We start from the raw sequence: 14906 nt of genomic DNA on the forward strand, positions 1-14906 counted from the left end.
ACCCGAGCGCCCGGCGGCCCACCCGCCGGGCGCTCGCCCGCGTCACCGGCGGGTCCTGCGCCACCGCTGCCCGCGCTACCGCTGCTTCCGCTACCGCCGCCCTGCGCTCCCGCCGCCCTGCGCTCCCGCCGCCCGTGTCGCCGGTGCCGTGGTCGCCGGTGTCACCGGCGGAGGACGTCGGCGAGGACCTTCCCGATGTGCGCGATCGGCTCGGGCTCGGTCATCGCGTAGTGGTCGCAGTCCACGGCGTGCTCCGCGAGACGTCCGGCGACGTGCGGCCGCCAGCCCGCGGCCTTCCCGCCCGCCGCCGCGAAGTCCTCGACCGAGCCGGGGGTGTCCGCGGTGGCGCTGAAGAACAGCACGTCGCCGCGGAACACGCCGGGCTGGAACTGCGGCGCGATGCGGAGGCTGTTGCGCAGCACGGTGGCGATCGAGCCGGCCTCGGCCCGCGTCACCGGCGCGTCCCCGTCCGCGAACTCCCCGAGCCGGTCGAGGACCGCGGCCACGTCCGGAACCGGTTCCGGGAGCCCGGCCAGGCGGGTCAGCAGGTCGACCACCTGCCGTTCGACGCCGTCCGGGGTGCGCGGCATCGCGGACGGCAGCGGCGCGTCGAGCAGGGCGAGCAGCTCGACCTCCTCGCCCGCCTCCTGCAGCGCGCACGCCACCGCGTGCGCCACGAACCCGCCGTAGGACCAGCCGAGCAGCCGGTGCGGGCCGTGCGGCCGCACCTCCCGCACCAGGTCCGCGTAGGACCGCACCATGGCGGCGGCGTCGGCTGCGGGCGGCCGGGTGCCGTCGAGGCCGAACGCCTGGATGCCGAACACCGGCTGCTCGGCCCCGAGGTGGGGCAGCAGCCCGCTGTAGCGCCAGGACACCCCGGCGCCCGGGTGCACGCAGCACAACGGCACGGCCGAGCCCTCGGCCCGCAGCGGTAGCAGCGGTCCCAGCGCCGCGCCGGTGGTGCCCCGGTCGGCTGCGGCCAGCGTCCCGGCCACGGTCGGCGCGGCCAGCAGCGCCGAGGCGGGCACGTCCAGCACCCCGTCGCGGCGCAGCCGCCCGGCCAGCAGCACCGCGCGCATCGAATCCCCGCCTAGGTCGAAGAAGTTGTCGTGCACGCCGATGCCGCCGATGCCGAGCGCCGCCTCCCACACCCCGGCCACGGCCGCTTCGCGGTCGGTGCGGGGCGCGACGTGCGGGGTGGTCAGGTGCGGGCGCGGCGCGAGGCCGCCCGTCCCGTCCGTCTCTTGTGGACTTCCGGGGCGGGGTGCGGCGCCGGGCGCGTCGATCCAGTGCCGCGCGCGGTCGAACGCGTAACCGGGCAGCGGGGCCCGGCGCGGCTCGCCGCCGACCTCCGGCAGCGCGCCGTCGACCCCGGCGCTCCACAACCTGCCCAGCGCCTCGGCGAACACGAGCCCGTCCGGCCGCGCGGCCTTCGCGTGCCGCATCGTCGGCACTGCCACCGCGTCCGGGAACCGGCTCTGCGCCAGCCTGCCGAGCCCGTCACCCGGGCCGATCTCGACGAGGACCGGCGGCGTGTCGGCGCACAGCGCCTCGATGCCGTCGGCGAAGCGCACCGTCCCGCGGAAGTGGTCCAGCCAGTGCCGCACGCCGGTCACCTGCTCGCCGGTGGCCCAGCCGCCGGTGACGTTGGTGACGTACGGGATCTCCGGCGGGCGCAGGGTGAGCGTGCGCAGGTGCCCGGCGAAGGTGTCCAGCACCGGGTCCAGCAGGTGCGAGTGCGCGGCACCGGCCACCCGCAGCCGCCGGAACGGCAGCTCGCGGCGGGACAGCTCCACCTCCAGCCGGTCCACCGCCGCGACGTCCCCGGCGACCGCGCAGGCGTCGGGCCCGTTGATCGCGGCCAGCGACAGCCCGTCGCCCAGCAGCGGCCGCAGCTGCGCCGCCGAACAGGCCACGCCGACCGTGGCGCCCCCGGAGGCGACGATGAGCCGCAGCCGTTCGGCGACCACCGGCAGCATCTCGTCCAGGTCGAGGACGCCGGCGAGGCAGGCCGCGGTGTACTCGCCGAGCGAGTGCCCGATCAGCGCGTCCGGCCGCACACCCGCCGCCGACAAGGTCGTGGCCAGGGCGTACTCGGTGACCACCAGCGCGAGCATCGCCTCCGGGCTGCCCGGTTCGGCGTGCTCGAACAGCGCCGTGCGGATGTCCGATCCGATCGCCGGGCGCAGGATCGCGGCGCAGCGGTCCACCGCGTCCCGGTCGACCTCGTCGTCGCGGTGCAGCTCGCGGCCCATGCCGACGTGCTGCGTCCCGCCGCCGGGGAACAGGAACGCCACTCGCGGGGGCTCCTCCGGAACGGGGCCGGGCGCCGGTCCGGTGGCGCGCAGCGCGGCGACGGCCTCCGCGGTGGAGGTGGCGCTGATCGCGGCCCGGTGCGGGAGGGCGGGTCGGTCCGCGCGCAGCGAGTGCGCGACGTCGTCCAGCCGCAGCTCGGGCCGCGCTTCGAGGTGCCGGGCCAACGCCGCCGCCTGGCCACGCACCGCGCCCGCCGTCCGCGCCGACAGCACCAACACCTGCCGGGCACCGCTCTCCGGTGCTCGCGGTGGTTCCGGCGGCGCCGGGGGTGCTTCCTCCAGCACGACGTGCGCGTTGGTGCCGCCGATGCCGAACGCGCTCACCCCGGCCCGCCGCGGGTGCTCCTGCGCCGGCCAGTCCGCCGGTTCGGTCGGCACCCGGAACGGCCCGGACGCGAAGTCGATCAGCGGGTTGGGTTCGGTGAAGTGCAGGTTCGGCGGGATCAGCCGGTGCTCCAGCGCCAGCACCGCCTTGATGAACCCGGCGATCCCGGCCGCCGCACCCAGGTGCCCGATGTTCGTCTTGACCGAGCCGAGCGCGCAGAAACCGCGCCGGACGGTGCTCCGTCGGAACGCGTCGGTGAGCGCCGCTACCTCGATCGGATCGCCGAGCCGGGTGGCGGTGCCGTGCGCCTCGACCAGCCCGATGGTGTCCGCGTCGACCCCGGCTTCGGCCAGCGCGGCGAGGACCACCTCGGTCTGCCCGGCGGCGCTGGGCGCGGTGAACCCGACCTTGCGGCGGCCGTCGTTGTTCACCGCGCTGCCGCGCACCACCGCGCGGATGCGGTCGCCGTCGGCGAGGGCGTCCTCCAGCCGCTTGAGCACCACCGCGCCCACCCCGTCGCCGGAGGCGGTGCCCGCCGCGTCGGCGGCGAACGCGCGGCAGCGCCCGTCCGGCGAGAACGGTCCGCCGGGCACGTGCCGGGTGCCCAGCAGCGCCGACGGGTTCAGCGACACCGCACCGGCCAGCGCCGTGTCGCAGCGGAACTCGACCAGGTCCTGGCAGGCGGTGTGCACGGCGACGAGCGCGGTCGAGCACGCCGTCTGCACGGAGACGCTCGGCCCGGTCAGCCCGAGCTCGTAGGAGATCCGGGTGGCGAGCGTGCCCAGCGAGTTCGCGGTCGCCGCGTGCATCTGCTCCATCGACCCGGGCTCGCCGGCGAACCGGGGGAACACGTGCGCCGGGTAGTAGCGGCTGTCCCCGCTGCCCGCGTACACGCCGGTCGCGCCGCCCGCGGTCCCGCCGCTGCGGCCCGCGTCCTCCAGCGCGTGGTAGGCGGTCTCCAGCAGCAGCCGCTGCTGCGGGTCGACGACGGCTGCCTCCGCCGGGCTGCAGCCGAAGAACCCGGCGTCGAACAGATCCATGCCATCCACAGTGGACACCATGCGGACCAGTGCCGGATCGGCCAGGTCGGCCGGATCGCCACCCGCGGCGCGGAACTCCTCCTCGGTGATCGGGCGCACCGCGTCGCGTCCGGCGGCCAGCGCGGACCAGAACGCGTCCACGTCCGCCGCGCCCGGCATCCGGGCGGCCATGCCGATCACCGCGACGGCGGGGGCGTCCTCGTGCTGCGCGTCAGCCACGTCCTCGGTCCTTCCGCTCCCGGCGGGCGGTGCGCCGCCGTGCTCGTTCCGCCGCGCGGTCCCGTCCGGCCGCGGCGGGTTCGGGGGTGGCCTCGGTGGTGCCCCGCTCGGCCAGGTGGCGGGCGAGGTCGCGCACCGTGGGGTGCGCGAACAGCTCCACCACGGTCAGCTCGCAGCCCAGCGCCGCGTTGATCGCGGACTGGGCGGTGACCAGCAGCAGCGAGTTCCCGCCCAGGTCGAAGAAGTTCTCGTCGCGTCCCACCCGGTCGCGCCCGACGACGCCGCACCACAGCGCCGCCAGCTCGCCCTCCAACCGGCGGAGCTCCCCGGTGTCGGCTTGCGCCCCGGTGTCGGCTTCCGCACCGGGCTCGGCGGTGCCCGCCGAGCGCAGCACCCGGTCGTCCCGGTCCGGCTCCGCCGCCTCGTGCAGTGCGCCCAGGTCGGTGCCGTCCGCCAGCGCCACCCGTCCCGCGAGCCGCCGCAGCTGTCGCACCGGCGCGAGCACGTGGCTGCGCACCCACGGCGCCGTGCGGTCCGCGCCGATCAGCACGTGCGGCTCGCCGGTGGCGCGGGCCAGGTCGAACGACCGCAGCGCCGCGGACGGGTCCAGCGCCCGGTAACCGCGCGCCTCGGTCAGCTCGGTGTGCCCGTACCCGCTGCTCATGCCGCGGTCGCGCCACGTGCTCCACGCCAGGCTCTGCCCCGGCAGCCCGCTGCGGCGCCGGTGCACCGCCAGCGCGTCCAGGAACGCGTTGGCCGCCGAGTACGCGGAGCTCATCGCACCGCCGAAGTGCCCGTTGACGGAGGAGAAGGTGGTGAACGAGCGCACCGGGTGCTCGGCGGCGACCCGGTGCAGCACCCAGGCGCCGTGCACCTTCGCCGCCAGCGCCGCACGCCAGTCCGCGGTGGGCAGTTCCCGCGCGGGTCGCTGGTCGAAGGCGCCCGCCAGGTGCAGCACCGAGGTCAGCGGCACCCGCCACGCCTCGGCGGCCCGCCGCACCGCGGCCCGGACCTGCGCGACGTCGGTGACGTCCGCCGTCTCGTAGCGCACCTCGCCGAGCCGCTGCAGCCGCCGCAACGCCTCCGCGCGGGACGGTGCCGTCGGCGCGGTGCGGCCGAGCAGCAGCAGCCGGGTGCCCGGGGTGGCGAGCAGGTGCGCGGCGAGCTCGCCGCCGACACCGCCGAGCCCGCCGCTGACCAGCTGGAACCCCTCGTCCGGTGGTGCGGTCGCGGGCGCTTCGGGCAGCGGTACCAGCCCGCGGGCGTACCGGTGCCCGCCGCGGATCGCGACCTCGGCGTCGGCCGGCGGCGCGGCGAGCTCGGCCACCACGTGCTCGGCGAGCTCGGCACCGGGCGCGAGGTCCAGGTGCACGCCGCGCAACCACGGCAGTTCCGCGCGCAGCGACTTGAGCAGTCCGCCCGTCGCGGCGTGCTCCAGCGCGGGCAGCTCGTCGTCCGCCACGGCCTGCGCGCCGGCCGTGACGAGCAGCAGGGTCAGCGGCGGGCGCTCGGCCAGGGCCCGGGCGAACGCCAGCAGCCGCTCGGCGCCGTCGCCGCACGGATCCTCGCTGCACCGGGCTTCGCCGTGCGGGGTCTCGGCGCCCGGCGCGGCGAGCAGCACCACGTCGTCGACCTCCCGCCCGTCCGCGGCCAGCCGCGCCAGCAGCGCCGCGTGGTCCCGCTCGTCGGTGGGCCGGATCCGGTAGCGGGCGGCGTCGACGCGCTCGTACGCCGCCCCGTCCGAGACGACCGTGCACAGCCCGCCTCCGCCGCGCAGCCGCTCGGCCACCCGGTCGGCGGCGGTTTCCGCGCCCGGTCCCGCGAGCACCAGGGTGTGGTGCCCCGCCGGACGTTCCCGGTGGTGCAGCACCTCGGCCCGCCGCCACACCGGCCGCAGGAACCAGTCCGGCAGCGTGTCGCCGGTGCCCAGCAGCAGCTGGGTCTCGCGCACCACCGCGTCGAACTCGCCCGCCTCGAACGCGGCGCGCAGCTTGGTGCGCTGGATCTTGCCGATCTCCGTCTTCGGGATCGCGTCCTGCGGCACCGGGACCAGGAAGGCGGGGCTCACGCCGATCTCGCGGGTGACCTTGCCGCCGATCTCGCGCAGCGCCACCGCCGCGTCCTGCCCCGGAGCCAGGTGCAGGAACAGCGCCAGCTCGTCGGTGCCCGCCGCCGGGTCGGAGCGGACGGCGCACGCCGCGGTGAAACTCCGCACCACGGAGGGGAGTTCTTCGACGCACGCCTCGATCTCGTGGCTGTGGTGGTTGACGCCGTTGACGATGATGACGTCCTTGGCGCGGCCGCTGATGTGCAGCTCGCCGGCGCGCAGGAACGCCAGGTCGCCGGTGTCGAACCAGCCGTCGGCGGTGAACGAGCCGGCGTTCGCCGCCGCGTCGTCGTGGTAGCCCTCGGTCACCGAGGCGCCCCGCACCTGGAGCCTGCCGACCTCGCCCTCGGTGAGCAGCTCGCCCCGCTCGTCCGTGATCCGCATGGCGAAACCGGGGTAGGGCGGGCCGCAGCTGACGAACGACTCGTCGTACCCCGGCGGCTCGCCGGGCAGCGCGTGGTCGGTGACCACCGAGCAGGTCTCGGACATCCCCCAGCCGGGGTGCATCACGTGCTGCGGCAGCCCGAACGGGCGCAGCGCGCGCAGGAACCGGCGGGCCGCGGCGGCCACCACCACCTCGCCCGCGTTCATCACCAGGCGCATCGGGGACAGGTCCCAGTCGCGGTCCGCGAACTCGGCGGCGTGCTCGGCGAGCAGCCCGAACGCGAAGTTCGGCGCCCAGGTGACGGTGGCGCGGTGCCGGTCGGCGAGGTCCATCCAGCGCGCCGGATCCGCCAACACCCAGGAGGTGGGGGCGTGCACCTGCGTGCAGGCGAGGTAGACGTCGCGCAGGTGGAACATCACCACCCCGGTCACGTGGTCCAGCGGAATCCAGTTCAGCGAGACGTCCGCGGCACCGAGCGAGTTCACCACCTCGGTCGCCGCGGAACGGGCGAGGACGCTGCGGTGGGTCTGCCGGACCGCCTTGGGCAGGCCGGTGCTGCCGGAGGTCATCAGCAGCAGGAGCAGGTCGTCCGGGGCGGCCCGGTACCAGTCGTGGTCGGCGGTGTGCGCGCGCAGCTCCGCGGCCGTGCTCAGCCGCAGGCCCGTCCACCGCTCCCGCGCCGCCAGGTCCCGCACCCCGGCCGCGTTGTCCGGTGAGGCCACCACCAGCGGCCTGCCCAGCAGCCGCCAGATGCCGGAGAGCTTCGCCCGCGCCGCCGAACCGACCGCGTACGAACCGGGAACGGTCAGCGGCACGGCGGTGAAGCCACCGAGGATGCAGCCCCACAGCACGGCGACGAAGTCGGCGCTGTCGTCGCACTGCAGGATCACCTGATCACCCGGTTGCAGCCCGGCGCGGCGCAGGCCCGCCAGCACCCGGGACGCCTCCTCGGCGAGTTCCGCGTAGCTCTGGGTGGTCTCGCTGCCGTCCGGGCGCACGTGCACGATCCCGGCCGCGGAGCCGGCGGCGGCGCGGCGCAGCGCCGCCGCCCAGCCGGGCACCGACGGCTCCGGCTGGACGCTGCCTTCGGACAGCGCGGGCACGTCCCCGCCGATCGCGGGGGAGCGGTCCGGTGCGGCGGAGCGGGCGAGCCCCGCGTGGCGGCGCTCCAGTTCCGCAGGGACCTCCTCCAGCCGCACCTGCGCGTCGCGGACGCCGGGCACGCGCGCGAGCCGCTCCCGCCAGTCCCGCGCGGCCCGGGCGTCGACCACCGGCAGGGCGCGCAGCGCGTCGGCGTCCAGCGCGCCGGTGGCGGTGCGGGGCAGATCGTTGACCGCGACGACCCGCACCGCCGCTCCGGTCAGCTGCCGCTCCACCTGCTCGGCGGCCCCGGCCCGGTCCGGTACCACGTACACCACCGGCTCACCGTCCGCCGCGGGCAGCGCGACCGCGTCCCGAATCCCGGGCACCTCCGCGGCCCGGCGCCGCGCGTGCTCCGCGTCGGCAGCCTCGGCGGGGCAGGCCGGTCGGGGGCGGCCGGGCAGGGCGCTGAGCAGCGCGTCCGGGGCGGCGCACACCGCGGCCAGCAGGGCGCGCAACTCCGCGGCGAACTCCGCGGCCGTGGCCGGGTCGTAGCGGGCGGTCGCGTACTCGACGTGCAGTTCGAGGCCGCCCGCCGCCTGCTCCAGCACGTCGACGAACAGGTCGAACTTGGCGGTGCCGGTGGCGGTCGGCCGCAACGGCACCCGATCGCCGCCGAGGTCGAGGACGGCGCGCTCGTTGTTCTGCAGCGCCAGCATCACCTGGAACAGCGGGTGCCGCGCGGGGTGCCGCGGCGGGTTCAACTCCTCCACCAGCCGGTCGAACGGCAGGTCCCGGTGGTCCAGCGCGGCCAGGTCGAACTCGCGGGCCCGGCCGAGCAACTCGCGGAACGACGGGTCGCCGGAGGTGTCGGCGCGCAGCACCACGGTGTTCGCCACGAGGCCGATCAGCTCGTCCAGCGCGGGGTCGCCGCGGCCCGCCACCGGGGTGCCGAGCAGCACGTCCTCGCCCGCGCCCCAGCGGGTCAGCAGCGCGCTCACCGCGGCGTGCAGCACCACGAACAGGCTGCAGCCCGCCGAATCGGCCAGCCGCCGCAGCTCCCGGTGCAGCTCGGCGTTCACCGCCTCGGTCACCGCCGCGCCCTGACCCGGACCGGTAGCGGTGGCAGGACGGGGCCGGTCGGCGGGCGGGACGCTCTCGGCGGGGGCGCCGTCCAGCGCCGCGCGCCAGAACTCCACCAGCCGCTCCACCCGGCCCGGGCCGCCGGGAGCCAGCGCCTGCCGCTGCCGGCACGCGTAGTCCGCGTACTGCACCGGCAACGGCGCCAGGTCCGGTGCGCCGCCCGCGACCCGGGACCGGTAGGCGGCGCCGAGGTCGTCGGCGAGCGGCCGCAGCGACCAGCCGTCCCCCGCGCTGTGGTGCAGCACCAGCAGCAGCGTGCGCTCGTGCCCGGTGCCGAACACGGCCGCCCGCAGCGCGCTGTCCGCGGTGAGGTCGAAGCGGCGGCGCAGCGCGGCGGCCACGTGCGCGTCGACCTCCGCGGCCGGGCAGTCCACGATCCGCAGCCCGGGCCGCAGTTCCCCGGGCGGCAGCACCCGCTGGTGCACCCCGTCGCCGTCGGGGGCGAAGACGGTGCGCAGGCTCTCGTGCCGGTCCGCGACGTCGCCGAGCGCGGCCCGCAGCGCGTCCTCGTCCAGTTCGTGGCGCAGCGGAACCACCAGCGGGATGTGGTACGTCGCCGACGCCTCGCCGAGCCGGTCCAGGAACCACATGCGTTCCTGGGCGAACGACAGCGGCACCCGGTCCGGGCGCTGCCCCGCGGTCCAGGCGGGCGGTCGCGCACCGCCCGCCCGCGCGAGCTCGGCCAGCGCGGCCGGGCGGGGGGAGTCGAACAGCGCCGAGATCGGCACCTCCGCGCCCGTCTCGGCCAGCAGCCGCCCGAGCAGCCGGGTCGCCAGCAGCGAATGCCCGCCGAGGGCGAAGAAGTCGTCGTCCACGCCGACGGTGCCGCCGGGCAGGCCCAACACCTCCTCGTACAGCGCGCACACCACTTCTTCGTCCGAAGTGGACGGACGTGTTCCTCCTGCTGCGGCGGCGAAGTCGGGCGCGGGCAACGCCGCGGTGTCGAGCTTGCCGTTGGCGGTCAGCGGCAGCTCGGCGAGCAGCACGCACCCGGCGGGCACCAGGTGCTCGGGCAGCCGCGCCGCCAGATGCGCCCGCAGCTCGGCGGGCTCGGGCCGCGCGCCCTCGCCCGGCACCGCGTAGCCGACGAGCTGCGCCGCGCCGTCCACCGCGGTGCGGGCCACCACCGCCGCGTGCGCGACGGACGGGTGCTCGGCGAGCGCGGCCGCCACCTCGCCGGGTTCGACGCGGAACCCGCGGATCTTCACCTGCTCGTCGGCGCGCCCGCCGTACTGCAACAGGCCGTCGGCACGGCGCCGGGCCAGATCGCCGGTGCGATACATCCGCGAACCGGGCCGGCCGAACGGGTCGGGCGGGAACCGCTGCTCGGTCAGCTCCGGCCGGTTCAGGTAGCCGGGCGCCACCCCGGGGCCGGACACGTGCACCTCGCCGAGCACGCCCGGCGGCACCGGTCGTCCCGCGGCGTCCAGGACGTGCACCCGCAGGTCCGCCAGCGGCCGCCCGATGATCCCGGCCCGGCGCGGATCGTCCAGGTCGGCGCGGGTGAGCCGGTGGTGGGTGACGTGCACGGTGGTCTCGGTGATCCCGTACATGTTGACCAGCGCGGGGAAGTCCAGCCCGTGCCGGTCGGCCCAGCCGCGCAGCCGCTCCGGCCGCAGCGCCTCCCCGCCGAAGATCACGTACCGCAACGACAGGTCCGAAGTGGACTCTTCGGTGGCGTCGGCCTGCGCCAGCTGCTCGAACGCCGACGGCGTCTGGTTGAGCACCGTCACCCGCTCGGCGCGCAGCAGCCGCAGGAACTCCCGCGGCGACCGGCTGACCTCGTGCGGCACCACCACCAGGCGCCCGCCGTGCAGCAGTGCACCCCACAGTTCCCACACCGCGAAGTCGAAGGCGCACGAGTGGAACAGCGTCCACACGTCCGCGGGCCCGAAGTCGAAGTGCTCGGCGGCGGCCTCGAACAACCGGATCACGTTGGCGTTCGGCACCGGCACGCCCTTGGGGCGTCCGGTGGAACCCGAGGTGTGGATGACGTAGGCGATGTCGTCCGGACCCGTCGGCCCGGTCCGCTCCGCGTCGTCGAGCACAGCGTCCGCGCGCCCCGCCAGGTCGCGTTCGACGTCCGCCTCGCCCAGCGCCACGGCCGGAACGTCCGGCAGCAGCCCGGTGTGCGCGCCGTCGGTGACGACGACGGCGGGGTCGACGTCCGCCAGCACCACCCGCAGCCGTTCCGCGGGATGCCGCACGTCCAGCGGCAGGTAGGCGGCGCCGGTCTTCAACGCCGCGAGCAGTGCGGTGACCAGCCGGGTTCCGCGCGGCAATGCCACGGCCACGGACCGGCCGGGGCCCGCGCCGCGCTCGACGAGCAGCCGCGCGAGCCGGTTGGCGGCCGCGTCGAGTTCCGCGTACGTCAGCGACGAGGACGCGTCGGACACGGCCGTGCGCTGCGGTGTCCGCGCCACCTGCGCTTCGAAGCAGGCCGCGAGCGTGGTGGTCACCGAGTGCTCCGGCGCGGCGGTGTCCGCCGGGAGTTCGCCGGGCAGCAGCAGGTCCAGGTCCGCGACGGGCGACTCGGGGTCCGCCTCGGTGAGCTGCCGCAGCACCAGCAGGAACCGCCGCAGGTGCGACTCCAGCTCGGCCGCGTCGTACACCGCGGGGTTCGCGTCGAACGCCAGCCACAACCCGCCCGATTCCCCGGGGCGCACCGAGATCTGCAGGTCCTCCACCGCGCCGCCGGAGAGGTGGTGCGAGGTGGACGGGCTGCCCGCGAACTCCAGGTCCGCGGTGAACGGCACGATGTTCACCACCGGCCCGTGCAGCCGCCTGCCGCCGCCGAGCAGTCCCAGGTCCCGCCGCAGCAGCTCGCCGCGGTACTGCTGGTGCCTGCGCAACCCCCGCAGCTCGTCGGCGACCGCCCCCGCCAACTTGCCCAGCGGCAGCTCCGGCGCGACCGCCACCCGCAGCGGCAGCACGTCCGAGGCGGTGCCCGGGGTGCGCAGCGCCGCACTGCCCGACCGACTCATCGTCGCCATCCCGAGCACCAGGTCCGCGCCGCCGGTCATCCGGTGCAGGTGCGCGGCCACCGCGGTGACCAGCAGGTCGGTGCGCGCCACGCCCAGCCGTGCCGCCGCAGCGGACAGCTCCTCGGCCTCCGCGGCGGAGAACTCGGTGGTGCGGCGCAGGAACGGCGCGACCGGCGGGGCGGCCCGGTCGGTGAGCCGCACCGGCTCGGGCAGCCCGGCGAGCCGTTCCGCCCAGTGCGCCCGGTCGCGCGCGAACCGGTCGGAACCCAGGTACGCCGCCTCCTCGGCCCGCAACCGCTCGACCGGCTCGAACCCGGCGGGCGCCGGTTCTCGCCCGGCCGCCAGCGCCGAGTACACATCGGCGAGGCGGCGCGCGACGAGCTTGTAGCCGTACCCGTCCAGCAGCAGGTGGTGCGCGCGCAGGAACCAGATGTGGTGTTCGGGCGCCAACTCCAGCAGCGCGTGCGAGAACAGCGGCCCGGATTCGACGTCCACCGGGGTCGCCAGGTCGCGGGCGATCCACTCCTCGGCCGCGGCCACCGGGTCGGCGTGGTCGCTGACGTCGACGCGGTGCAGCGGCCAGTCCGCGTCCGCGGTCGGCTCGCACCGCGGCCCGTCGGCGGTGTCCGGGAAGCGCAGCGCGAACGTGTCGGCCTCGGCCACGGTGCGCCGCAGCGCCGCCTCGAACAGCTCGGCGTCGACGGGGCCGTGGATCTCCACGTGCTCACCGGTGTTGTAGGCGGCGCTGCCGGGCACGAGCCGGTGGGCGAACCAGAGCCCCTCCTGCGCCCCGGACAGCGGTCGACGGTCGTTCTGGTGAACTGGCATGGCACCAACCCTCGGCGGCGAGCGGCTTGCACGTGGAAAGCGGCGGCGGCGCGGGTTCGGCACCCGCGGCGGACGTCGGGTCGCGTCGGAGAACGGGCGCGCCGGTAACGGGAATCGCGAGACCGCGCCGCGCCGGTCCGCTGCGGAACGACCCTGCCCGAAATCTCGCGGAATGGTCAACGGCGAACCGTCGCGGAGGCGTCGGCGAACTAGTGGAAGAACTAGCTCGTGCCGATTGATCCGTTTGCGCGGAGCGAGTCCGATCGCATTCCGAACCGGTCCGCCGAATCGGCCAACTCCCCGGGGTTCGGTCGGTCGCCCGCGGCGCGGGCGGACGCCTGTTCGGCGGTCTTCTCCGCATTTCGGCGCAGTGTCGGACGTTCTGGTGAGCGCGTTCCGCGAGGTGCGGGCGAACGGCCGAAAAGTCGATCTTGGGGAAAACACTAGCGTTCCGTGTGTTGACCTTGTTCGCGCTGCGGCCCGGCGAAATCGATTCGATTCGACCGCCACCATTTCGGCACGCCGCAGAATCACGTGTGCGAAGGAGCACCGGCCGTTCTCCGGAATGGTGCGGGAGCATCCGGAAGGGCAGGACGATGCGACGCGCGCTGTGTCCCGTGGAAACGTTGTACGTCGGTCAGCGGAGCAGAGCCGTGCTCTTCTGCGCGGTGCGGGGGCGGCTCGATTCGGCCGCGCTGGCCGCCGCGTTCGAGTCGGTGGTCGCCGAGCACCCGGTCCTGCGCACCCGGATCGCCGCGGGTCCGGCGGGTCACGTACTCGAACCGCTCGGCGCGGACGCGCTGCCGCGGCTGGCACTGCGCTCCGATGTGGACGCGGCGCACCCGGCCGAGCTGAACACCCCGCTTCCGGTGGGCGGCCCGCTGGTGCGCGCGGTCCTCGCCGGTGATCCGGGCGGGCGACGGCACCTGTTCGCCCTGTCGGTGGACCACGTGATCACCGACGGGCACAGCGCCATCGCCCTGCAGAACACCATCTGGGACCGCTACCGCGCGCTCGTCGAAGGGTCCGGGCGGCCGGTGGTCCCGCGCCCCGTCCCGGTGCCGATCAGCGAGCTGCTGCCGCCCGCCGATCCGGCCGAGACCGCCGGGTACCTGCGGCGCCGGCTCGCCGAGACCCGGGACCACCCGGCCGAACTGGTGGCCTACGACGCCGATCCGGCGGACCCGGCCGAGCGCCGGATCGAGGTGCGGCGGCTGCGGCTGGACGCGGTGGAGACCGCCCGGCTGCGCTCGGCCGCCCGCGGTCTCGGCGTCACCGTGCACGGCCTGGTCGGGGCGGCGCTGCTGACCGCGGCCCGCGCCCGCCTCGGCGGCGGCGGTTCGCGCGTCCTCGGCTGCCTGTCGCCGATCGACCTGCGTCCGCGGCTGTCCCCGCCGGTTTCGCCCGAGGTGCTGGCCGCCGCGGTGACCACCCACCTGCACGCGCTGCCCGTCGACGCCGACCCGGACCCGGTCGCCGTCGCGCGCGAGTTGAGCGGGCACCTGCGGGCGGCGATCGGCCGCGGCGACCACTTCCGGGACCTGCGGATCACCCCGCACGTCCCCGCGAACCCGGCCCTGCAGCGGGCAACGGTGATCGCCACCAACATGGGCGTCGTGCCAGGGCCGCGGTTGCCCGCCGACGCCGAGGTCACCGACGTCCGGCTGCTGCCCGCTCGCGAGCACTACTTCCCGGAGGCCGGGCGCAGCCCGCTGATGGCCTGCGTCGTCGCGTTCGACGGCAGGCTGTCGGTCGAGCTGCCGCACCACACCGCCTGCTTCACGCCGCGGTTCGTGCGCGGGTTCCGCGACGACGTCCGCTCCGCGCTGCTGTCCTTCGCCACCCGCGCACCGGCCGGGTTCGGCGGCGCTCCGACCGCGTCCGGGAGGAGCGAGTGATCGCGATGCGCACCGCACGGGTGGACCCGTCCACCGTCACCGCCCTGCTGCCCCGCGCCCAGGCGGGGGAGCGGCGGGCGATGAACGAACTGCTCACCCACATCACGCCCTACGTCTCCCGGGTGTGCTCGTCGGTGGCCCGCCACCACAGCTCCGACGCGGCGCAGGAGGCGCTGCTGGCGATCTTCCGCGGGCTCGCGACGTTGCGCGAGCCCGCGGCCTTCTACGGCTGGGTCCGCTCGGTCACCGTCCGCGAAGCCGTCCGCACGGTGAAGCGCTTCGGCGACGGCACCACCTCGACCCTCGTGGAGGTGCGGCACGAGGCGAACCCGTTGGACCGCGTGGACATCAACGACGTCCTCGAACGGCTCGCGAAACCGCACCGCGAAGTCCTGGCGCTGCGCGTGTGCGGTTTCAACGAGGCGGAGATGGCCGAAGCGCTGTCCCTGCCGGTCGGCACCGTCCGCTCCCGGCTGCACCGGGCCCGCCACAGCTTCCGCGAGGCCTGGCAACCGTCCACTTCGGACCGCGGTGCCGGGCCGCTCGGCCGCCGGCCCTCCGGGCCGCGCGGGTGATCGGCGC

At 76.1% G+C, this 14906-nt stretch carries 4 protein-coding genes; 2 read left to right on the forward strand and 2 right to left on the reverse strand.

Annotation, left to right across the window (positions count from 1 at the left end; all coding sequences use genetic code 11):
• Positions 1-161: 161 nt before the first annotated feature.
• Positions 162-3899 carry a type I polyketide synthase gene (locus AC29IT_RS17165; RefSeq protein WP_488219391.1) on the reverse strand — a complete coding sequence of 1246 codons (3738 nt, stop codon included), beginning with the start codon at positions 3897-3899 and terminating at the stop codon, positions 162-164.
• On the reverse strand, positions 3892-12426 hold the full coding sequence (locus AC29IT_RS17170) for an amino acid adenylation domain-containing protein (protein ID WP_488219392.1): 8535 nt from the start codon (positions 12424-12426) through the stop codon (positions 3892-3894). Before AC29IT_RS17170 ends, AC29IT_RS17165 begins: the two co-directional genes overlap by 8 nt.
• 653 nt (positions 12427-13079) lie before the next feature.
• Here AC29IT_RS17170 and AC29IT_RS17175 point away from each other — a divergent pair.
• Positions 13080-14324 (forward strand): phthiocerol/phthiodiolone dimycocerosyl transferase family protein, encoded by a 1245-nt coding sequence (locus AC29IT_RS17175; RefSeq protein ID WP_488219393.1) that lies wholly within the window; start codon positions 13080-13082, stop codon positions 14322-14324.
• A 5-nt stretch (positions 14325-14329) separates the two neighbouring features.
• Complete coding sequence (locus AC29IT_RS17180) at positions 14330-14899, forward strand: RNA polymerase sigma factor (RefSeq protein ID WP_488219394.1); 570 nt, start codon at positions 14330-14332, stop codon at positions 14897-14899.
• Positions 14900-14906: the final 7 nt, after the last annotated feature.

The sequence above is a fragment of the Saccharopolyspora sp. MMCC62 genome, assembly GCF_057736575.1.

What these genes read in the sequence shown, in the direction of transcription:
- AC29IT_RS17170 (WP_488219392.1), bottom strand. Translation starts at nt 12,426, where the DNA reads ATGCCAGTTCACCAGAACGACCGTCGACCGCTGTCCGGGGCGCAGGAG.
- AC29IT_RS17180 (WP_488219394.1), top strand. Translation starts at nt 14,330, where the DNA reads ATGCGCACCGCACGGGTGGACCCGTCCACCGTCACCGCCCTGCTGCCC.